This window comes from Paenalcaligenes niemegkensis, from assembly GCF_022230885.1.
GTDB lineage: Bacteria > Pseudomonadota > Gammaproteobacteria > Burkholderiales > Burkholderiaceae_B > Paenalcaligenes > Paenalcaligenes niemegkensis.
Genome location: NZ_JAKGCT010000004.1, coordinates 438,670 through 460,403 on the forward strand (window position 1 = coordinate 438,670; position 21,734 = coordinate 460,403).

Here is a 21,734-nt window from a genome sequence, read left to right on the forward strand (position 1 = left end):
AGACCCTAGTGTGGTGCACCCGCCATGAGCCAGTCAACAATAAGGGTTAAGTCATCATCAGAAATGTTGGGATTAGGCGGCATTGGGATGGGTCCCCATACCCCACTGCTGCCCGATTTGATATGAGTTTTCAGGACTTCCGCCTTGGCGGCATCGTCCTTGCTGGCGGCAGCAATTTCTTTGTAGGCCGGGCCTACAACTTTGCTGTCAATGGCATGACAGGCTAAACAGGCATTCTTTTTCAACGCATCATTCACCGCAGCGAAATCGGTGTCTGCGGTGGCCAAGCCACTGCCCACGACAAGGGGCAGGCACAGGGCTAAATACTTCAGCTTCATGGATTGATTCTCCTTGGTTGAAACAGCAAAGGCAGCGCTTACTTATTTATACGCTGCCAGCATTGCTATTATGACACTTAGCCCGATGCAATTGCGTATAGGATTAAAACCCGTTTTAATGATTAATCCCAGCCGAGTAATCCTTGACCTAGATCAACATTAGCTTGAGCCCATACTGGTTATCGTACCCGTGCAGGCACAGTAGAGCGTGTTATTAAGGCCTGGTATTGTTCTGAAACGTAACCCGAGGTTTATATGCAAAAAGTTATAGTTCCTATAGACGGTTCCGACGCCTCTATTCGTGCCCTGGAAGCAGCGCTAAAACTGGTCAAAAATACCGAAAGTGCAGAACTGCACGTACTGAACATTCAAAGTCCTATTGGCTCTCGTAATGTATCCCGTTTTTTCTCCCCGGAAACGCTAAACGAGTACTATCAGGATGAAGGTGAGCATGCTTTGGAAAAAGCCCTTGCCTTGCTTGAAAACACTGATGTTAAATACGTTAAGCGAATAGCTGTCGGCCCGATAGCCGAAACTATTCAAGCCTATATTGAAGAGCATGGGGGCGATCAGCTGATCATGGGCACCCGCGGCCTGGCGGCAATGCCAGGTCTGATTCTAGGTTCGGTTACAACCAAGGTGCTCAGTCTGATCAATATCCCGATTACCTTGATAAAATAGCCTGGGCAGCGTGTTGAGTGCGCTAAAGTATTGATTCATCATAAAAAACCCAACAAGTTGGATTGACGTCCAGCTTGTTGGGGTCAGTTCAAACCAAGAGCATGCCCTTGATGCGCTGTAAAAATATGAGCCTTTGAAAAAATCAATCTGCCCGGGTCATTGCCAGCGGGTCAATCCATTGCTCATACTCATCAGCATTCAGATATCCGGACTGTAAAGCGGCATCACGAAGACTCAAGCCTTCCTTATGCGCCGTTTTTGCGATTTGGGCGGCCTTGTCATAGCCAATATGACGATTCAACGCGGTAACTAACATCAGATTGCGATTTAAATTCGTCTCTATCTGGGGTACGTTTGGCGTTATGCCCTGAGCGCAATGCTCGTCAAAGGATAAGCAGGCATCGCTAATCAGCTGTATGCTCTCCAGAACGTTATGCACCATCACTGGCTTGTACACGTTAAGCTGAAAATTGCCTTGCGATCCTGCAAATGCAACAGTGGTGTCATTGCCGAACACCTGCGCGCACACCATTGTCAGCGCCTCACATTGGGTAGGGTTGACTTTGCCCGGCATAATCGACGAGCCGGGCTCATTTTCCGGAATATTGATTTCGCCGATTCCGCAGCGAGGGCCACTGGCGAGCCAGCGTATGTCATTGGCGATTTTTAGTAAGGCACCCGCCAACGTACGCAATGAGGCTGATACATTAACCAGCGCATCATGGGCCGAAAGAGCTACAAATTTATTTTGCGCACTGCGAAAAGGCAATCCGGTCAGGTCAGCAATACGCGAAGCGGCGGTAGTTCCGAATAAGGGATGTGCATTAAGTCCGGTACCGACCGCTGTGCCGCCTATGGCCAAGTCGTATATACCGTCAAGCTGCTGTTTGACATTGCTGATAGCGTGATCAAGCTGTCCTGCCCAGCTTCCGATTTCTTGCCCTAAGGTAATGGGCGTAGCGTCTTGCAAATGAGTACGTCCGGTCTTGACCAGGGTGTCGTGCTCTTTGGCAAGGCGCTCGAAAGTGTCTTTCAGTTGCGTGATGCTGGGAATCAGTCGCTTGGTAATTTGCAGCGCAACGGCAATATGCATCGCCGTTGGGAAGGTGTCGTTCGAAGACTGACCGCGATTAACGTGGTCGTTGGGGTGGATGGGGCTTTTACTGCCAATGACGCCGCCTTCCAGTTCGATGGCTTTGTTGGCGATAACCTCGTTGGCATTCATATTGCTTTGTGTTCCAGAACCTGTCTGGAAGACCACTAACGGAAACTCGTCATCAAGCTCACCGCTAATTACCAAATCTGCAGCTTTTACTATAGGCCCGCTAATCGAGGCTGGCAGCTCGCCCAGTTCCTGATTCGCAAGAGCTGCTGCTTTTTTCAGGTATCCCAGGGCTTGAATCATGGGAGCCTGCCATACAAAGCGATCTACCCCAATCGGAAAGTTTTGTATGGATCGCTGGGTTTGGGCTCCCCAGTATCGATTGCTTGGTACGTCAATGCTTCCCATTGAATCGTTTTCAGAACGCATCGTTGTCATGAAAATACTCCTAAGTATCTTATTGCTAAGTAGTAGAGGTTAATAACAGGCGCCGTCGGCGTCGATACACGCTGCCCAGACCTTGGTGATGTCGATTAGCCTATTGGCAAAACCCCATTCGTTATCAAACCAGATAAATACGTTCACAAAGCCATCGCCATTTGTACGTGTTTGACTGCCATCAATAATGGCTGAGTGAGGGTCATGATTGAAATCGACGGAAGCATGCGGCCTGTCGGTGTACGCCAGAGTATGGGGATGCCGCTGAGCGGCCTGAATAAACAAGCTGTTTATATCTGCTGCCAGTGTGTCACGTTTCAGGTTAACCATTAAATCAATGGCCGAGACGTTTAAAATCGGTACCCGTATCGCTTTGGCCTTAACCCTGCCAGCTAATTGCGGAAGCAGACGCTCTACTCCCTGCGCAAGTCCTGTTGCAACAGGAACTATCGACTGCATGGCTGAACGAGTGCGCCGCAGATCTTTATGATGGTAACCATCAATCATGGGCTGATCGTTCATGACTGAGTGCAAGGTGGTTAAGAAGCAGTGCTTGATCCCATAGGCGGCGTCGAGTTCTGCCAGTACGGGAATAATCGCGTTGGTGGTGCAGGAGGCGTTGGAAACGATCTTGTGGGCTGGGTTAAGTCCGCTATCGTTAATATCCAGCACCACTGTGTAGTCAACGTCCAATGCACTATCTGCGGGATGAGAAACCAGCACACGCTTGCAGCCACTGTCAATAAAGCGCTGTAAATCGGCACGGTTGCCGTAGGCCCCGGAGCATTCAATCAGGATGTCTACGTTCAGCGAGGCCCAGTCTACTGTTTCAGGGCTAGAGGCATGCGTGACGGTGATAGGACGGCCATTAATAATCAATGCGGTATCGCTGCGCCCTACTTTCCCGGGAAACGGACCGTGTGTGGAGTCATACTGGGTTAAGTAAGCCATAGACTCCAGATCTGCTGGCTCATTTATCAGCACAACTTCGACGGCAGCCTCAAGCTGCCGCTCGTAGATAGCGCGCAGCACACAACGGCCTATACGGCCATAACCATTAATTGCGACACGAATAAGGGGTGTTGCCATTGAAAAATCGACTCAAAAGGTAATAGAAAAGCCGCCATCGACGACAAGTATGTGTCCGTTTACATAGCTGGACGATGTAGAGGCAAGGAACAATGCAGGCCCTGTTATTTCTGCGGGGGCGGCCCAGCGACCAAGCGGGTTGCGTCCTACGACCAACGGGCCGTTAACAGGATCGCTGGCCAGCAGCTGGTTGGATTCGGTGGCAAAGGTACCAGGGGCAATTCCGTTACTGGTTATGCCGTCAGAGCCGAACTCAACTGCCAATGCACGTACCATGGCTTCTAAACCATGTTTGGCGATGGGGTATATCGCATCGCCGGAACGCGCCAGACTGCCTGCGATTGAGCTCAGGGTGATAATTCGTCCATAGCCATCACGGGCCATCTTTGCTGCCACGAGTTTGGAAAGTATGACAGTAGCGCTAAGGTTTGTTTGCAGGTGAGAAATAATGTCGGCAGAGGAAACCTCGCTGAAACCATGCCGTAACCGCACCCCCACGGCATTGACCAGGATCGAGGGCGTTGGCGCAAGCGTATTAAACGAGTTCTCAATTTCATCCACGAGCGAAAGATCATGCTGCCAGAAGCTGGCGGGGTAGCCAGCCTCGTTAAGCTGACGCTGACGACAGGCCAGTCGCTGTTCATTACGTCCATGTAATATGACATGGGCTCCACTGGCGGCATAGACTTGGGCGATTGCCCAGCCCAGTCCTTGTGTAGAGCCAGTGATCAATGCGCGCTGGCCGTGCAAGTCAAAGCTCGGAGGCTTGATTAACTGGGCATCTGATGCCAATAGTTTTGTATCCATCGTGAAATCGACTACCTCGTCAAAATCTGGCACTACAGCAAGTTGGCAGGCGTACCAGCAACGAAGGCAGATACATTATCAAAGGCCTGGTCGGCCAGCGCCTGTACGGCTTCCTGGCTTGCCCACGCCACGTGCGGGGTGAAAATGAAATTGGGCCTGTCCATCAGGCTAAGCAGAATATTGTCATCTTCAGGCGGCTCAGGGGTGGTGACGTCGATCCCGGCGCCACTGATAAGGCCATCGTTTAAGGCATTGGCAAGATCCCCTTCGTTGATCAGGCCACCACGAGCCGTATTTATAATTAGCGGTTTACGCTGCATTTGAGCAAACTCCGGCGCCGCCAATAAGTCCTGCGTATCTGCAGTAAGCGGGCAGTGCAAACTGATAATGTCGGCTTGTTTGAGCATGTCATCAAAGCTGACCCGGCCTTCAGGTGTAGCTGTATCGTTCTTGCGCGCAGAAAAAATAACCCTTAGGCCCAGAGCTCGGCCCATCGCAGCTACAGATTCTCCGAGGGAGCCTGCGCCTACGATGGCAAGGGTACTGCCCGCCAAATCGCGTATAGGATAGTCAAAATAACAAAACTGCCCTGAGTCTTGCCAGCGCCCTGCGGCAACGGATTGATGATAAGGCAGGAGACTGCGGCGCAATGCGAAAATCAAGGCAAAAACATGCTCTGGCACGGTATGTTTAGCGTAGTCCCGGACGTTGCAAACAGCAACACCTCTTTCTCGGCAGGCATCCATATCGATATTGTTATAGCCTGTCGCGGCGACCGAGATAAGCTTTAGATCAGGCGCCTGCGCAATTAGCTCGGCGCCGACCCGAACTTTATTGCTAATGATAATATGCGCACCCCGGCAACGTTCAATTGCCTGCTCCGTCGTGCTTTTTGCATAAATTATGAGGTCATGCTCAAAGGGGAAGGTTTTGAGATTGGTCTCTGGAGAGAGAGTTTCTCCATCTAAAAAGACGATCTGCAAACGCTGATTTAACATGTGTACCCTTAGACAAAAGCAGCCCTTTGCTGCAGTAAAAATTAGTGGCAGTTGGTATAGTGATAAATTCCGTCCAAGCTACAAGTCTAACGTATTCGTCTCGAAGGAAACACAAATGCTGTCAATCAACTCGCTCTGGGATTCTTTATTAAAAAGCTCGCTTACCCCTGCCGGAGAGGCTAGTACCTCCGTACCGCTCTACCCTTTACGCGATTTTTTTAAAAGTCCTGAACGCAGTTTCTTTCGATTATCAGATCAAGGTACCAGCATTGCTTTTATGGAGCCCGTTGCTATAGGCGATAATCCAAAACGGCTGAATGTTTTGGTGCAGGCCCTTGATGGCAGCAAGCCGTCAGGTGATGCCAAAGTAGTAACACAGGAAACCGCTCGTGATATTTCGCAGTTTTTCTGGAAAGGCAACGACACCATAATTTTCGAAAAAGACCTGAATGGCGACGAGAACTTCCACGTAATTGCCGTGAATGTACATTCAGGCGAGCATATTGATCTGACCCCACACGAAAACGTACGTGCAGGCATACAAGACGACCTTGAAGATGATCCCGATCATGTACTCATCGCTCATAATCAGGAAAATCCCGAGCTGTTCAATATTTATCGTGTCAATATTCACGACGGCCAAAGCCAGCTGATCGCCAGAAATCCGGGCAATGTCGTAGGCTGGCAAACAGACCACGATGGGCATGTACGCATGGCCATCACAAGCGACGGCCTGAACACCGATCTGCTTCATCGGGCCACTGAAGCAGATGATTTCACCAGCATCATTCAGACCGACTTCAAAACCAGTGTCAGCCCTTTATTTTTCACCAGCGATAATCAACGCTTTTACGCCCTGAGCAACAGAGGACGTGACACCGCAAGCCTTGTCCTAATCAACCCCTCAGAGCCCGATCAGGAAGAACTGGTGCACGAGGTAGCAGATTACGACCTTGCCGGTGCAGGCTATTCCAGGCTACGCAAGGTTTTGACGGCCGCCTATTACGAAAGCGACAAATTGCATTATCATTTTTTCGACGAAGTCAGCGCCAGGCGTCACACCAGACTAAGCGAACATTTGCCCGGATACGAAATCAGCATTCAAAGCGCAACACGTAATGAGCAAAAATTCATCGTTGCTGCCCATAACGATTGCACCCAAGGTTCGCGCTACATCTACGATGAAGTTTCAGATTCGCTCAGCAAGCTTGTAGAGATCAATCCTGCATTGCCCGAGACTCATATGGCCCCTATGCAGGCCATCAGCTTTATTGCTCGTGACGGCCTGAAAATACAGGGCTACCTCAGTGTGCCTGTAGAAGGCAGTTCTAAAAATCTGCCTCTAATCGTCAATCCGCATGGTGGCCCGTGGGTCCGTGATAGCTGGGGCTTTAATCCCGAGGTTCAATTTTTGGTAAACCGGGGTTATGCCGTGCTGCAAATCAATTTTCGCGGCTCAGTCGGTTTCGGACGCCAGTTTTGGGAGGCCAGCTTTGGCCAGTGGGGGCTGAGCATGCAAGACGATATTACTGACGGAGTGCAATGGGCAATTGATAGCGGGGTTGCTGATCCTGCACGAATTGCCATTTACGGTGGAAGTTACGGAGGTTATGCGACGTTGGCCGGAATATGCAAAACTCCCGAGCTATATGCTGCCGCCGTTGACTATGTAGGCGTATCAAACCTGCTTACGTTCATGAACACCATCCCGCCCTACTGGAAGCCGCTTCTGGAAAAAATGTACGCAATGGTCGGCCACCCGGAACACGATAAGCAACGGCTGATTGAAACCTCTCCTGCGCTACAGGCCCATAAAATCACCACGCCTTTATTTGTAGCGCAAGGCGCACATGATCCACGAGTAAATATTGCTGAAAGCGATCAAATGGTTCAAGCCTTACGCGACCGGGGCATTGAAGTCGATTACATGGTGAAAGACAATGAAGGCCACGGCTTTCATAATGATGAGAATAAGTTCGAGTTTTATGAAAAGATGGAAGCGTTTCTAAACCAGCATTTAAAACCTAAACACTAAATCAAAGGACTTAGCTTATGAAGCTTTACTACTTGCCAGGGGCTTGCCCCTTAGCCTCTCATATTGTGCTGGCCTGGACAGGAAAATCCTATTCTTTGCAAAGCGTTAGCCGTACCGAGCTTAAAGAATCTGCTTTTTTGGCACTTAACCCTCTAGGCGCCGTACCGGTTCTGGTGGATGGCGATTTGGTGTTAACGCAAAGCTCGGCGATTTTGGAGTACCTGGCTGAAATCGCACCTGAGGCTGCTTTAATCGGTGACACTCCGGCAGAACGTGCAGAAACCCGTCGTTGGCTGGCTCTTATCAACGCAGATATTCATCGTAACTTTGGAATGATCTTTGGTGTGCAAGGCTACGCTCAAAGCGAATCAGCACAAGCTGAATTAAAGAGCAATGCAGCTAAAAAGCTACGCTCTTTCTTTAAGATCGTTGATCAGCAGCTGGAAGCAAAAGACTGGCTTACAGGCACGCGTTCAATTGCCGACCCCTATCTGTATACGGTTTTACGCTGGGCTAACGCATTGAAAATTGATTTGTCCGGATTCGATAATCTGCGTCGCTTCAGTGCAACCATAGAGAAAGATGCGGGCGTGCAAAAAGCCTTAGGCGAACAAGGGCTCAGTTAAGCGTTTCTCAAGAGGCTATTCAGATATCTATATTAATGATGAACAATGCCCCAAAGGCCGAAGACTTTTTCGCTCTTTGGGGTTTTTTATGTTTTCGCGGTTTTTATCGCTTCGTGAAATAGCAGAAATTGCTGCCATTCGGCAGTCAGTCTAAATGCTCCGGCAGCGCTGGCGACAAAGCCCATTTGCGCATCCAGATCTGCAATAGAGGCTCCGCTCTCTATACATCTGGCCCCGTAAGAATTTCTAAGTTTTTGAGCGCTAAGATGAGTAAAGCCATGTAGCTTTCCCCATCCGTTGACGACTCGTGAAAGTGTCGCGGGGTTCATGCTTTGCTTAGGTCGTTCCGGCGATATGGCTCGGTTGGCCGGAAATAACAAGCCGCTGGAAGCTGGCGCTTCGCTCTCTAAGCTAAGCAGCCAAAGGCGGACACTTTCTGTTGCCCAGGCAGGTACTGTCAACTGACGGTGCATGCCATTGTAATCGTGAATATACGCATGAATGGTTGATGATGTGGGGCTGGTTCTATTTAAAGCGACCTGTTCTTCCAACGAAAAACCAACAAATTTACCTGTATCCAACTGATAAGTCGGGTCATCATCGTATTGATAAATTGACTCTGCTTTTAGAGACAAAATTTCCAGGGCTTTTAAACCGCAGCCAAGCAGCAAGGCGACAACGCATGCGTTTCTGCGTCTTTTCCATAAGGTAGGCCACGCCAGCGACTGGCTATTTTCGTTGAGTATGATGCTTTCAGCTTGTAGCGATTCGATAAGGGCTTGCGATTGTTGAGGTAGCAAAAACTGCTTGGCTTGGTTTGCGCTGGAATCCCGCCAGCTTGTTGCCTGTATATCGTTAATAGCAGATGGAAGCGCCGGATTCGAAGACGAAGGATCATGTGTCTGAAACTCGGTATAGGCACGATAAATAATTAACTGATAACGTTCACGCTGCTGCCGGTTTATGTCTTCGAGCCCTTCTAGAAAGCTAATAATGTCTTCCTCGTTCAACTGCGAGAAATGACGTTTATGCTCTCTCGTCCATTCTATAAAGCGATTCCATAGAAATTGATAAATACGTTTGGTACTACGCTTAAAAGGTGGGCGCTGTGTTTCAAGCCAACCGTCAAACAGAGCAATGGCATCCACACTCTGCTTACTTGTGCCGGCAAGTGGCAAGGATTGCTGCCTGTTTGGACTGTTAGCCATATGCAGTTTAATATTCTTATTTCCGTTAGTTGCATTATTATATAGTAAAAAGACGGCATAGTGCCGCCTGGTACTCGAGGTTGATATTATGCGCGATAGTAATCCATCACGCCCCGAGATAAGCTCGACGCACGTTATCGTTACTCAGCAAGTTGATTCCCGTATCAGCCAGCACCACTTTACCTGTTTCCAACACATACCCTCTGTCTGCAACCTGCAAGGCCTTGTTGGCGTTCTGCTCCACCAGAAACACCGTTACCCCCTCGTCGCGAATCGTGCGAATAATATCGAAGATCTGGGCAATAATAAGCGGAGCCAGTCCAAGGGTGGGCTCGTCCAGCAATAACAGACGAGGCTTGCTCATCAGGGCTCGTCCAATGGCCAGCATCTGCTGCTCTCCTCCGGACATGGTTCCTGCACGCTGAAAGGCTCGTTCACGCAGACGCGGAAACAGCTCATAGACATGTTCTTCGCCGGCAGCAATAGCATCACGCTTTAAAAAGAAACCGCCCATCTTCAGATTCTCAGAGACAGTAAGATCAGGAAACACGCGACGGCCTTCAGGCGATATGGCAATGCCGCGCTGCATGATGTCATGAGTTTTCTGATGGGTGATATCAACCCCTTCAAAGGTAATGGAGCCGCTTTCGGCCCGAGGTGAGCCACAAACGGTCATCAGCATCGTGGTCTTTCCGGCCCCGTTTGCACCGATCAAGGTAACAATCTCACCTTGATTAACCTCAACCGAGACTTCATCCAAAGCTTGAATAGCGCCGTAGAAGGTACTGACATTTTCTAGTTTTAGCACGCTATTCTTCTCCTAAGTATGCCTTGATAACGCGTGGATCACTTTGTACTTCTGCTGGCAAGCCGGTCGTAATAGGACATCCGTGCTCCATGACCAGCACACGATCTGAAACCCCCATCACCAGGCTCATGTCATGTTCTATCAGTAACACTGCCACATCATAATCACGGCGCAGCAAATCAATCAATGCTTGCAAATCGCGCTTTTCCTGGGGATTCAAGCCTGCAGCAGGCTCATCAAGCATCAAGACCCGGGGCGCTGTGATCATGCAACGGGCAATTTCCAGGCGACGCTGAAGCCCATACGCCAGATTGCCTGCCTCGCGGTTGGCGAATTCCCGCAAATTCAAAAGATCCAGCCACTGAGCTGCCCGCGACTTAGCCTCTTCCTCTGACTCCCTATAGGCTTTGGATTTAAACAGACCTGAAAACAAGTTAGTGTTAATACGTGTGTGCTGGGCGACCATCAGGTTTTCAAGAACAGTCAATTGCTTGAACAGCCGAACATTCTGAAAGGTTCTGACCAGCCCCTTACGTGCTACAGAGTGGCTGGGCTGTCCCTGAATTTCTTCACCATCCAGTTTTATCTTCCCGCCTGTAGGCTTATAGAAACCACCAATACAATTAAACACTGTGGTCTTGCCCGCACCGTTCGGTCCGATAATAGCGAAAACCTCGTTGTCTTTCAGTTCGAAAGCCACATTGTCTACAGCTAACAAGCCGCCAAACCGCATGCTCAGACCGTCGATCTCAAGCAGAGTCTTTGCAACGACGCTCATGTTTTCAACTCCACTTGTGGCCGTTTAACCGGTAACAGTCCTTGAGGGCGCCAGATCATCATCAACACCATCACCAAGCCAAAAACCAGCATCCTATACTCGGCAAAGCCCCGCGCGACCTCAGGCACAACCGTCAGAAGAATCGCCGCCAAAATAACACCAATCTGCGAGCCCATCCCTCCCAAAACAACAATGGCGAGAATCAGGGCTGATTCGATAAAGCCGAACGACTCAGGGTTCACAATTCCCTGTCTGGCGGCGAAAAACGCACCACCAAAGCCCGCAAAGGTTGCGCCGATTGTAAAGGCTGACAGTTTGATACCTGTGGGATTCAAGCCTAATGAGCGACACGCAATTTCGTCTTCGCGCAAAGCCTCCCACGCCCGGCCTACGGGCATCCTGATCAGGCGGTTGGAAACAAAGAAAGTGATGAGTGCGAGCGCCAAGGCAAGCATGTACAGGTAGATAATGACGTCCTGGTTATTGAAGGTCCATCCGACCAGATCATGAAAAGTGGTCTCACCCTCGGGAGCTCTTCTCAGCATGGGGTAGCCAAATACCGAAGGTTTCGGAATGCCCGAAATGCCATCCGGGCCCCCGGTGATGTCATAAAGATTGATCAACAGCAAACGAATGATCTCGCCGAAACCCAAGGTTACGATGGCAAGATAGTCACCACGTAATCGCAGGACGGGAAAACCCAATACGTAGCCGAAAATACCTGCCATAACACCCGCACATGGCAAAGCCCACCAGAAACCCAGACCCAACCAGTGGTACATCAGCGCATAGGTGTAAGCACCCACGGCATAAAAACCCACAAAACCCAGATCAAGGAGGCCCGCATATCCCACCACAATGTTCAGACCCAGACCCAACATCACATAGATGAGTACCAAGGTTGCAATATCGATTTGTGAACGTCCAGAGAAAAAGGGCCACACCAGGGCAATGGCGATCAACAGAAAAGTGAGCATCTTGCGCCCTCTTTCGTCTATTGTCGGCAAGCTGACTTTTCTTCGCTTGCGGGAAAGCAGGCTCGCAATGTAGGGCCGGACAAGATGGAATACGAACACGATGGCCATGCCACGAAAAATCATATTCCATTCGGGCACAATCGTAGTAGTCATGCCCACGCGAAGTATTTGCAGTCCAAAAACCGGAGCAATAATAATGCCGGCAATGATCGCTGCAAAAAAAGCGGTCTTAATTCGACTAACCATCAGACTTTTTGCACCTCAGGTTTACCCAGTAACCCAGTGGGACGAAACAGCAAGATCAGCACCAAGAGACCGAATGCGACAATATCTTTGTACTGCGAAGAGATATACGCTGCCGCAAAAGTCTCGGCCAGACCCAGCAGCACCCCGCCTAACATGGCGCCAGGGATACTTCCGATTCCACCCAGCACTGCTGCTGTAAAGGCTTTGATTCCAGCCAGGAAGCCAATATAGGGATTGAGCTTCCCAATGGCCAGCGCAATCAAGACGCCGCCTACGGCCGCTAACATCGCACCGATAACAAAGGTAAACGAGATAACACGGCTGGTGTCTATACCGAGCAAATTAGCCATACGCAAATCTTGCGAGCACGCCCGGGAAGCACGTCCCATGCGCGAGTACTTAATAAAAAAGCTCAAGGCCACCATCAGCACAACAGTGACCACAATAATCATAATGCGAGAGTACGGTGCGGTTACTGTGAAGGCGTCACCGAAAGGAATCTGTACTGCGCCCGTTACCAGCGCCGGGACGGCCATGTCGCGGGCGCCTTGACCCAATGCTACCCAGTTTTGCAGAAAAATAGACATACCAATGGCTGAAATCAAAGGTACGAGTCTGGGGCTGCCTCTTAATGGTGCATAGGCTATTTTTTCAACCGCAAAACCGTATGCCGCCGTAATGGCCGCAGCTACCAGCAACATAATGAGAATAATCAGAATCAGTGGCAGCCCTGAGCTGACACCTATTACCGACAAGGTCACCAACCCTGCATAAGCACCGATCATATAGATCTCGCCATGTGCAAAGTTAATCATGCCGATAATTCCATAAACCATGGTGTACCCGATAGCGATTAACGCGTAGATAGCACCCAGTGACAGCCCGTTGAAGAACTGCTGTATTAACTGCGGTAGTAAATCTGACATATTTTAGTTATTCCGATAAAGCGACCGCCGGAATTGTAACCTCTGAAATGCATTGCTTAGCCGTAATATGGGGGAGGGTTTCTACCCCATACTACGGTCTAATTGATTTTATTTAATTTCAGTGAAATTTCCGGATTTATCCCACTGATACACGGCAAATTCGAATTGTTTTAGATCACCCTTTTCGTCATATTCGACTTTTCCGATGGCGGTATCAAAGGTATTCTCATGCATATAGTCGGCCGCTTTAGTTGGATCTTCACCTACGGCTTCAATAGTCTGGGAAATAATCTGTATAGCGGCGTAGGCTGGAATAGTGAAAGCACCATCAGGACTGCGTCCATAAGTTTTGAAGTTTTCCACTACGGGTTTATTGGCTTCCAACTTGGTAAAGTCAGCCGGCAAAGTAACCAGCAGCCCTTCAACTGCTTCTCCGGCAATGGCCACCAGATCTTGATTCGCTACCCCTTCAGGCCCCATGAACTGGGTTGTCACGCCTTGCTCACGAGCCTGGCGCAGCAATAAGCCCAACTCAGCGTGATAGCCTCCGAAATAAATCAGATCAGGCTTTTCACCTCGTAACTTGGTGATCACAGCAGAATAATCGCTGTCGCCCACGTTAATACCCTCATACAACACAACATTTGCTCCGGCCTGGCTCAGGGCTTCTCGCACCTGGGTGGCTACGCCCGAGCCGTAAGTCTGCTTATCGTGCAAAATAGCGATAGATGCCGGCTTCATTACGTCGACAATATACTTGGCGGCGTAAGGTCCTTGCTGGTCATCACGGCCAATAGTGCGGAAGAAAAAATGCGGCTTGATCGTGTCAGTTACCAAGGGCGAAGTGGCTCCGGGAGTAATGGCTACGATCCCCTCTTGTTCGTAGACGTTTACCGCAGGTACCGTGGTGCCCGAGCACGCATGGGCCACAGCAAACTTGGCACCTGAATTAACAACCCGGTTGGCAGCTGGAACGGCCTGCTTGGGCTCGCAGGCATCGTCAATTAATAGTGGCTCAAGCTGTTTACCATTGACACCGCCCTGCGCATTAATGGCATCAATAGCCGTCAGGGCCCCCGCCTGTATCTGGTCACCGTATTGGGTAGCGGGTCCGGTCATGGGCTGAGGGATACCGATTTTTATTGTGTCGGCGAATGCGGCTCCGGCGGTGACGCCAAAGGCTAAAGACACACTAACGAATAACACCTTGAATTTCATAGCAGCCAGTCTCCTCGTTACCAGCCAGTGCCATCGTTAAAGCCGTGTTTGGCTTAAACCACTCTCGATTGCGCCAGGCGTAGTTATTATTAAATAAAGTAATAGATGAGACTGTATTCTCTATAAGCGTTATTTGAGTGTCACTACGTATAAGCCCTAAAAATTGAAATTCGTGGGTAAATACCTAGTGTCAGGAGAACTCGGCGGCCAGCTGTGCTGCACGATGTTTGGCAGCTGCCATCGCTGCACGCACGGTAGCATGAAACTGCTGCTGCTCAAAAACCTGCAAGGCCGCTGCAGTCGTGCCGCCCTCAGAGGTGACACGTTCGCGCAATGTAGCCGGAGACTCTGGCGACAGGCCTGCCAGCTGAGTGGCTCCGTTCAGCGTGGCCAAAGCCAGCTTACGTGCCTGCTGACTGCTTAAACCCTGCTCTATTCCCCCCTGTATCAATGCCTCGAGAAACAGAAAGACATAGGCCGGCCCGCTACCCGACAAGGCGGTCACAGCATCAATTTGCTCATCGCTATCAACCCAAACGGTTTCGCCTACCGTGCCGAGCAACTGCTCGGCTAGTTTTTTGTCGTCGTCATGTACCGCTGGCAGGGCCATGAGGCCTGTTGCACCACACCCGATAAAGGCAGGAGTGTTAGGCATACATCGAATAACCCGGTTGCAAGGCTGGTCAGGCTCTCCGAGCCAGCGCGCGATATCGGTGGCCGCAATTCCAGCTGCTACGCTGATAATCACTGTATCGGACTGCAGAAAGGGCCTGCAGGCCAGCACCGCGTTTTTCATGGCTTGCGGCTTGACAGCAAATAGCCATACCCGGTGACCGCTCAGCTGTGCATCCGGCTCGCCCGCAGTAAAGGTGCCCTGCTCTGTCCATGTGGCGCGCACCGACTCGTTGGGATCAATTACGAGCACATCTTCAGCTGCACAGCGTTTGCGGATCAGTCCTGCGGACAAGGCAGTAGCCATATTGCCGCCGCCAATGAATGCGAGGGTCAGTTTATATTTTTCGTTAATCATAATGGCTCAATTGTATTGATTTTAAAATAAATAAAGGACAACACAGGGAAAGCCGTCATTGACCGAAGCAGTCAATTGTTTGTACAGTCACGCCTGTGTAATAAACATGCAATAAGATGCAATAAACTAGAAGCCGTTGCACTTAAAAACTTAGCAGCTAACCCACCAGGAGAAAGCTCATGCGAGCCACCACAATTGCCCTCTCACTCGCTGGCATTATTGCCAGTATCGGCAGCGTTAATGCCGCTACCAATATCGAATTCTGGCATTCAATGGAAGGGGCGCTAGGCGACCGTGTCAATGCTCTGGTCGAAGACTTTAACAAAAGTCAGGAAGACTATGTTGTAAAGCCCAGCTACAAGGGCAACTATGGTGAATCCATGAACGCCGGGATTGCCGCATTCCGCGCAGGTAACGCACCCGATATTCTACAGGTTTTTGAAGTCGGCACCGCCACGATGATGCACGCTAAGGGCGCGATTCAGCCCGTGCAGGAAATGTCCGAAAAAGTAGGCGATCCTATTGATCCCAAAGCCTTTATCGGTGCCGTTGGCGGTTATTACTCAGACACTGACGGCAAGCTGGTGTCCATGCCATTCAACAGCTCCACTCCTGTTTTGTACTACAACAAGGATGCGTTCGAAAAAGCAGGTCTTGATCCGGCAAACCCACCTAAAACCTGGGAAGCCGTATCCGAGGCCGCAAAAAAGATACGTGAAGCTGGCTACGAGTGCGGTTACACCACTTCCTGGCCCTCCTGGATCCTCCTGGAAAACTTCGCGGCCTGGCATAACGTTCCCTTCGCTTCTGAAGACAATGGTTTTGGTGGCTTAGGTGCACGTCTGCAAATAGACACGCCCGTCTTCGAGCGCCATCTCAGCTTCCTCGCTGACATGGCCAAAGATGGCGCCTTTACGTATGGCGGTCGCGGTGATACATCTAACGCGCTATTCACATCAGGCAAGTGCGGCATGTTTACAGGCTCCAGCGGCAACCGCGCAAACATCCTGAAAACAGGCCAGTTTAATTTTGGTATTTCCACTCTCCCCTACTATGACGGCGTAGAAGGCGCTCCTCAAAACTCCGTAATTGGCGGTGCCTCGCTGTGGGTTTTTGCCAAAAAATCAGATGATGTTTACAAAGGCGTAACGAAATTCTTCAAGTTTATCGCCAGTCCGGAACAATCGGCAGCGTGGCATCAAGGTACCGGTTACGTACCCGTGACACACGCCGGCTACGAAGCAACCAAAGCCTCTGATTTCTACGAGAAAAATGAAGGCACTGAAATCGCTGTGAAACAGCTGGACGCAGAACACCACCGAGAACTCACGCGGCATACGCTTGGGTTACCTGCCCCAAATCCGCGATATTGAAGACGGGCTCATGGAGCAGATCTTTGCTGGCAAGGTTAGTGCTGCCGAAGGCCTGAAAGCCATGAACACTCGCGGCAATGAACTGCTTGAGCGCTTCGAGAAAAGCGTAAAGTAACACACAGCATCAACCGCTAGTTAAATTACAATTCTCACCGGGTATAGGGCGCCTTTGGCCCCTCTACCCGGTCTTTTGTTTTACTGTAGCGTGTATATTTATCCTATTTGCTAAGTGCTGCGGCGATCCCGTAGCCATGATTAGCCATCTAACTTAAGCTGCCACCATGGAAAAACGTGTCGTTTTTAACCATAAGACACTCCCTTACTTACTGCTTGCTCCCCAGCTGGCAGTAACAGTGATATTTTTCTTTCTACCCGCTGGCCAAGCCCTCTGGCAGTCGTTTCATCTTGAAGACCCCTTCGGTATACAGTCTGTATTTGTCGGGTTCGATAACTTCCGGGAGCTTTTCTCCCAAGCCGACTATCTGCAGTCTTTCAAAGTTACGGCCAAGTTCTCGCTTCTTGTGGCCGGACTCGGTTTGCTCATTTCATTAGTATTGGCTGTCATGGCCAATCGCGTCATTCGCGGCGCAGCCCTTCACAAAACACTGCTGATCTGGCCCTATGCCGTTGCAACCGCAGTAACCGGCGTACTGTGGCTATTCATGTTCTCGCCTTCGGTAGGTGTGTTTGCTGTATATCTTTTCGAGCTGGGCATTAAATGGAACCCCCGTCTTGATGCAGACGACGCCATGCTGCTGGTCGTGATGGCCTCAATCTGGAAACAAATTTCCTATAATTTCCTGTTCTTCCTGGCTGGCCTGCAAGCCATACCTCGCTCACTGCTCGAAGCTGCCGCCATTGACGGCGCGGGTCCCATGCGACGTTTCTGGTCCATTGTGTTTCCCCTTTTGTCGCCCACCACTTTCTTCCTGCTGGTAGTAAATATCATTTATGCCTTCTTCGACACCTTCGCAATCGTCGATATCATCACCCAGGGCGGCCCGGGCGAAACCACGTCCATATTGGTCTACAAAGTCTATACCACGGCATTTCGCGGCCTGGATCTAGGTTCATCAGCGGCACAGTCTGTTGTACTTATGGCTATTGTCATCGTACTGACGGTTGTGCAGTTTCGTTACATTGACCGTAAAGTTAATTATTAATAGGGATAGCAAGGCGCTACTATGATCGAACGTCGACCTATACTCGATATATTTACGCACGTGATACTTATCCTAGGGGTACTTATCATTGCATTCCCGCTCTACATGACCTTTGTCGCCTCAACGCAAACGGCGGCAGAGGTAGCACGAGCCCCTATGTCCTTACTGCCGGGCGGCCATTTTATTGAGAACTACAAAGCCGCACTGTTTGGCGAGCCGGGCAGCAACATGCCGCCCGTGGGACGCATGCTTTGGGTAAGCAGCGTGATGGCCCTGAGCATCGCCATTGGCAAGATTGCCATCTCAATGCTGTCGGCCTTCGCGGTGGTGTATTTCCGCTTTCCCGGCCGCATGCTGTGCTTTTGGCTGATATTCATCACGCTTATGCTGCCAGTTGAAGTGCGTATAGCGCCTACCTACAAAGTTGTTGCCGACCTGAACATGCTTAACAGCTATGCAGGGCTGACCTTGCCGCTAATCGCCTCAGCCACGGCTACTTTCCTGTTCAGGCAATTCTTTTTAACCGTGCCCGACGAGCTTGTAGAGGCCGCCCGCATCGATGGTGCTGGACCAATGCGTTTCTTCAAAGACATCTTGTTTCCTTTATCCAAAACAAGTATTGCCGCCCTGTTTGTGATTCAGTTCATATACGGCTGGAACCAATATCTGTGGCCTCTGCTAATCACCACACAAGAGAACATGTATCCCATCGTTATAGGGATACGGCGCCTTATTTCTGGTGGAGACAGCGTCACCGAATGGAACCTGGTCATGGCCACTGCATTTTTGGCTATGATTCCTCCGGCTGCCGTCGTGCTGCTCATGCAAAAATGGTTCGTTAAGGGCCTGATCGACTCAGAAAAATAAGCTCAAGCAATTCAGGACTGAAAAAATGGCTACTCTTAGCTTTAACAACGTTACCAAAGTTTATCCCGGCAATATCGCAGTCATTCATGGCATCAACATGGATGTGCTGGACGGCGAGTTTGTTGTCATTGTGGGGCCCTCGGGGTGCGGGAAATCCACACTTATGCGTATGGTGGCAGGTCTGGAGTCCGTCACAGATGGCCAGATCAGCATTGATGCAAAAGTCGTCAACGAACTCGAACCCGCAGAACGTGACATTGCCATGGTGTTTCAAAACTATGCTCTTTATCCCCATATGTCCGTCTACGAGAACATGGCTTATGGCTTGAAAATACGTAAGCACAGCAAAGAAGAAATACGCACCCGTGTTGATAACGCCGCTCAAATCCTCGAAATCTCCAGCTTGCTCGACCGCCGTCCGCGACAGCTTTCAGGGGTCAGCGACAGCGCGTAGCCATGGGCCGGGCCATCGTACGCGAGCCCAAGGTATTTTTGTTCGACGAGCCGTTGTCTAACCTGGATGCCAAGCTGCGCGTGCAGATGCGCCTTGAAATACAGCGGCTACATCAGCGCTTGCGCACCACCAGCCTTTATGTAACGCATGATCAGGTCGAGGCCATGACCCTGGCCCAACGCATGGTAGTGATGAATAAAGGGGTGGCCGAGCAGATTGGTACCCCGGCCGAGGTTTTTGAACGCCCTGCCACTACGTTCGTTGCCAGCTTCATAGGCTCACCTCCCATGAACCTCATGCCCGTCCAGGTCGAGCAGGACGGCACCCTGAACGACGAACGGAACCTGGGCCTGCATGTGGCGACGGAGCATATTCCGGTCAGCCTGAGGGGGCGTAAAGTCATTATGGGCTTGCGGCCAGAGCATATTGCTATTCACGCAAGCGGCATACCCATACACATAGAGATGATTGAGATTCTGGGATCTGAACAACTGATACATGGACGCCACGGAGAGCAGGCGATTATTGTACGTTGTGCTGTGGATCAAACCCGAGAGCATCCATTACAGATCGGTGAAACCATTCAAGTGGGCATCAACCCCGACTTTAAACTCCATTGGTTTGATGCGGAAACCGGCATCCGCATCGAAGATTAAACCCGTGGCCCTTAAATAAAAAGGTGGCTCCTTTGAAGTGAGCCACCTTTTTTATATGCCCTGTTAACCGGGCCTGGTTTACGGTTTATTGAGCGTAAACGCTTTTGCTCCCATCAGCATGCCAGGTAAAGATATCGAATTGAAAATCTTTTAAATCACCCTGCTCTGTCCAGGACAGCACACCAATAGGCGTTTTAACCTCGTTGGCATGCAAGTATTCGGCTACCTTGATTGGATCATCCACACCCGCCCCTTCAATACCTGCTGCCAGCGATTGCGTTGCAGCATAAGCCGTAAGCTGGAACGCTCCACTTGCATCCCGGCCCTTATCGGCAAAGGCTTTTACAATGGCAGCGTTATCAGCGTCCTGAGTGAAATCAGCCGGTAAAGTCAACAGCATTCCTTCTACTGCCTCACCGGCAATAGCGCTGATATCCGGGTTACCGACCCCTTCCGGCCCCATCATCTTGGCTGTCAGGCCTTGCTCTGCGCCTTGACGAAGCAACAGCCCCATTTCAGGGTGATAGCCGCCGTAATAGACGAAGTCTGCACCGCTGGATTTTAATTTAGTGATGACAGCGGAGTAGTCGTTGTCGCCGGCATTGATGCCCTCAAAGAAAATATCTGTGTAGCCTGCGGCCTCTAGTTCACTTTTTACGGAAGAGGCGATGCCTTGACCGTAGGATTGCTTATCGTGCAATACGGCGACCTTGGCAGGCTTGACCTGCTCGATAATAAACTTGGCAGCGGCCGGGCCTTGTTGATCGTCGCGGCCAATTGTGCGGAAAATAGTCTCGTACCCCTTACCTTCGGTAACAGCGGGCGCAGTAGCCGACGGCGAGATCATGACAATGCCTTCATTGTTATAGATATCAGTAGCGGCAATGGTAGCGCCAGAACACACGTGACCAACCACGTAATTGATGCCATCGTTAATAACCCGATTGGCAACAACAGGACCTTGCTTGGGCTCGCAACCGTCATCAATCGTGACGGCTTCCAATTGTTTTCCCAATACACCGCCCGAAGCGTTGATTTGTTCTACTGCAGTATCGACGCCCTGCTTAACCATGTCGCCATACTGCGTCACTGCACCCGTAAAGGGGCCGGCGATAGCGATTTTAATAGTGTCGGCGCTGACGGTAGAAGCCATCAGCATACCGGCGGCCAGACTGATTGCGCTGGCAATAGGTGTAAAGCGAATTTTCATAGAAACCTCCAATTATGTGCAGCAAAGCATACACCGAAACACCTCTGGCGTAGCTTGCTACACAATGTTGCTTAGGGTTTTCTATAGTAAATAATGCAGATCTTTACTGCAGCAGGCTGCGCAGCATCCAGGCGTTTTTCTCGTGTACATCGAGGCGCTGTGTAAGCAGGTCAGCCGTGGGCTGGTCATCGGCGCCGTCAGCGCAATCAAAAGCGGCGCGAGCCGTACGTGCCAGCCCTTCATTGGCCCTAAGCAGCATCTCGATCATGTCGGGCGCTTCAGGGATGTCGGTGGGTTCGGATATCGAACTTAGGGTTGCAAACTGGGCGTAGGTTCCAGGGGCATAATGACCTAAGGCACGAATGCGTTCTGCAATCAGATCGAGAGCCTGCCATGTTTCGGTGTATTGCTCCATAAACATGACATGCAATGTGTTGAACATTGGACCGGTAACGTTCCAATGGAAATTATGCGTCATTAAATAAACCGTATACGAATCGGCCAGGACTTTAGAAAGCTCCTGGGCGATTTTTTCACGATCAGTCTCGGAAATTCCGATGTTGACAGCGAGAATGCCTGTTGTGCGTACAGCTACTTTCTTAGTTGCTTTTTTACTGCTTTTTCTGACTGCCTTTGTTGCCTTAGCCATGCTTAACTCCTAACTAATAAGTAAATAACTGATCCTGCTCATTACACTTAAACCCGT

At 50.4% G+C, this 21,734-nt stretch carries 19 protein-coding genes and 2 pseudogenes; 7 read left to right on the forward strand and 14 right to left on the reverse strand.

The features are described 5' to 3' along the window. Positions 1-5 precede the first annotated feature (5 nt). Entirely contained in the window at positions 6-338 is a 333-nt protein-coding gene (locus L1889_RS06035) for a c-type cytochrome (protein WP_238664367.1), read from the reverse strand. A gap of 255 nt (positions 339-593) precedes the next feature. Between L1889_RS06035 and L1889_RS06040 the strand changes: the two genes are divergently transcribed. Beyond that, positions 594-1,019, forward strand: a complete 426-nt coding sequence (locus tag L1889_RS06040) for a universal stress protein (protein WP_238664368.1) — start codon at positions 594-596, stop codon at positions 1,017-1,019. Positions 1,020-1,161: 142 nt separating this feature from the next. Here L1889_RS06040 and fumC read toward each other — a convergent pair whose 3' ends face one another. The 4 genes from fumC to L1889_RS06060 are packed head-to-tail and all read right to left on the reverse strand — an operon-like array spanning position 1,162 to position 5,453. Next, positions 1,162-2,559 carry a class II fumarate hydratase gene (gene fumC, locus L1889_RS06045; protein ID WP_238664369.1) on the reverse strand — a complete coding sequence of 466 codons (1,398 nt, stop codon included), beginning with the start codon at positions 2,557-2,559 and terminating at the stop codon, positions 1,162-1,164. Between the two features lie 39 nt (positions 2,560-2,598). Further along, positions 2,599-3,648 (reverse strand): type I glyceraldehyde-3-phosphate dehydrogenase, encoded by a 1,050-nt coding sequence (locus tag L1889_RS06050; protein WP_238664370.1) that lies wholly within the window; start codon positions 3,646-3,648, stop codon positions 2,599-2,601. Between the two features lie 12 nt (positions 3,649-3,660). Then, positions 3,661-4,455, reverse strand: coding sequence for an SDR family oxidoreductase (locus L1889_RS06055; RefSeq protein WP_238664371.1), 795 nt, complete (start codon positions 4,453-4,455; stop codon positions 3,661-3,663). 32 nt (positions 4,456-4,487) lie between these two features. Continuing rightward, positions 4,488-5,453, reverse strand: coding sequence for a D-2-hydroxyacid dehydrogenase (locus L1889_RS06060; protein WP_238664372.1), 966 nt, complete (start codon positions 5,451-5,453; stop codon positions 4,488-4,490). 115 nt (positions 5,454-5,568) lie between these two features. Here L1889_RS06060 and L1889_RS06065 point away from each other — a divergent pair, with 115 nt between their 5' ends. Both L1889_RS06065 and L1889_RS06070 read left to right on the forward strand, forming a co-directional pair. Further along, positions 5,569-7,488: an alpha/beta hydrolase family protein gene (locus L1889_RS06065; RefSeq protein WP_238664373.1), complete on the forward strand. Its 1,920-nt coding sequence runs from the start codon at positions 5,569-5,571 to the stop codon at positions 7,486-7,488. A gap of 17 nt (positions 7,489-7,505) precedes the next feature. Then, complete coding sequence (locus L1889_RS06070; RefSeq protein ID WP_238664374.1) at positions 7,506-8,114, forward strand: glutathione S-transferase family protein; 609 nt, start codon at positions 7,506-7,508, stop codon at positions 8,112-8,114. Positions 8,115-8,200: 86 nt separating this feature from the next. Here L1889_RS06070 and L1889_RS06075 read toward each other — a convergent pair whose 3' ends face one another. The 7 genes from L1889_RS06075 to proC all read right to left on the reverse strand — a co-directional run bounded on the left by L1889_RS06075 (position 8,201) and on the right by proC (position 15,305). Next, the gene (locus L1889_RS06075; RefSeq protein WP_238664375.1) at positions 8,201-9,322 is read right to left on the reverse strand and encodes a site-specific integrase; all 1,122 of its coding nucleotides are present in this window, start codon (positions 9,320-9,322) and stop codon (positions 8,201-8,203) included. A gap of 106 nt (positions 9,323-9,428) precedes the next feature. Next, positions 9,429-10,130 carry an ABC transporter ATP-binding protein gene (locus L1889_RS06080; RefSeq protein ID WP_238664376.1) on the reverse strand — a complete coding sequence of 234 codons (702 nt, stop codon included), beginning with the start codon at positions 10,128-10,130 and terminating at the stop codon, positions 9,429-9,431. Between the two features lies 1 nt (position 10,131). Then, positions 10,132-10,908, reverse strand: coding sequence for a high-affinity branched-chain amino acid ABC transporter ATP-binding protein LivG (gene livG / locus L1889_RS06085; RefSeq protein WP_238664377.1), 777 nt, complete (start codon positions 10,906-10,908; stop codon positions 10,132-10,134). Continuing rightward, entirely contained in the window at positions 10,905-12,131 is a 1,227-nt protein-coding gene (livM, locus tag L1889_RS06090; protein WP_238664378.1) for a high-affinity branched-chain amino acid ABC transporter permease LivM, read from the reverse strand. The genes livG and livM overlap by 4 nt, the downstream gene beginning before the upstream one ends. Beyond that, positions 12,131-13,057: a high-affinity branched-chain amino acid ABC transporter permease LivH gene (gene livH / locus L1889_RS06095; RefSeq protein WP_238664379.1), complete on the reverse strand. Its 927-nt coding sequence runs from the start codon at positions 13,055-13,057 to the stop codon at positions 12,131-12,133. The genes livM and livH overlap by 1 nt, the downstream gene beginning before the upstream one ends. A gap of 108 nt (positions 13,058-13,165) precedes the next feature. After that, positions 13,166-14,275, reverse strand: coding sequence for a high-affinity branched-chain amino acid ABC transporter substrate-binding protein (locus L1889_RS06100; protein WP_238664380.1), 1,110 nt, complete (start codon positions 14,273-14,275; stop codon positions 13,166-13,168). 190 nt (positions 14,276-14,465) lie between these two features. Further along, entirely contained in the window at positions 14,466-15,305 is an 840-nt protein-coding gene (proC, locus tag L1889_RS06105) for a pyrroline-5-carboxylate reductase (RefSeq protein WP_238664381.1), read from the reverse strand. A gap of 179 nt (positions 15,306-15,484) precedes the next feature. Between proC and ugpB the strand changes: the two are divergent. From ugpB to L1889_RS06125, 4 genes and pseudogenes are all read left to right on the forward strand, one after another. Then, positions 15,485-16,793, forward strand: a pseudogene (gene ugpB, locus L1889_RS06110) (sn-glycerol-3-phosphate ABC transporter substrate-binding protein UgpB). Between the two features lie 166 nt (positions 16,794-16,959). After that, the gene (gene ugpA / locus L1889_RS06115; RefSeq protein WP_238664382.1) at positions 16,960-17,841 is read left to right on the forward strand and encodes a sn-glycerol-3-phosphate ABC transporter permease UgpA; all 882 of its coding nucleotides are present in this window, start codon (positions 16,960-16,962) and stop codon (positions 17,839-17,841) included. Between the two features lie 21 nt (positions 17,842-17,862). Further along, positions 17,863-18,708 (forward strand): sn-glycerol-3-phosphate ABC transporter permease UgpE, encoded by an 846-nt coding sequence (gene ugpE / locus L1889_RS06120; RefSeq protein ID WP_238664383.1) that lies wholly within the window; start codon positions 17,863-17,865, stop codon positions 18,706-18,708. Between the two features lie 25 nt (positions 18,709-18,733). Further along, positions 18,734-19,818, forward strand: a pseudogene (locus L1889_RS06125) (sn-glycerol-3-phosphate import ATP-binding protein UgpC). A gap of 85 nt (positions 19,819-19,903) precedes the next feature. Here the strand turns inward: L1889_RS06125 and L1889_RS06130 are convergent. Next, a complete protein-coding gene (locus tag L1889_RS06130) occupies positions 19,904-21,028 on the reverse strand; it encodes a branched-chain amino acid ABC transporter substrate-binding protein (protein WP_238664384.1) in 1,125 nt (374 codons plus the stop codon). A 103-nt stretch (positions 21,029-21,131) separates the two neighbouring features. Continuing rightward, positions 21,132-21,677: a Dps family protein gene (locus L1889_RS06135; protein ID WP_238664385.1), complete on the reverse strand. Its 546-nt coding sequence runs from the start codon at positions 21,675-21,677 to the stop codon at positions 21,132-21,134. Between the last annotated feature and the right edge of the window lie 57 nt (positions 21,678-21,734).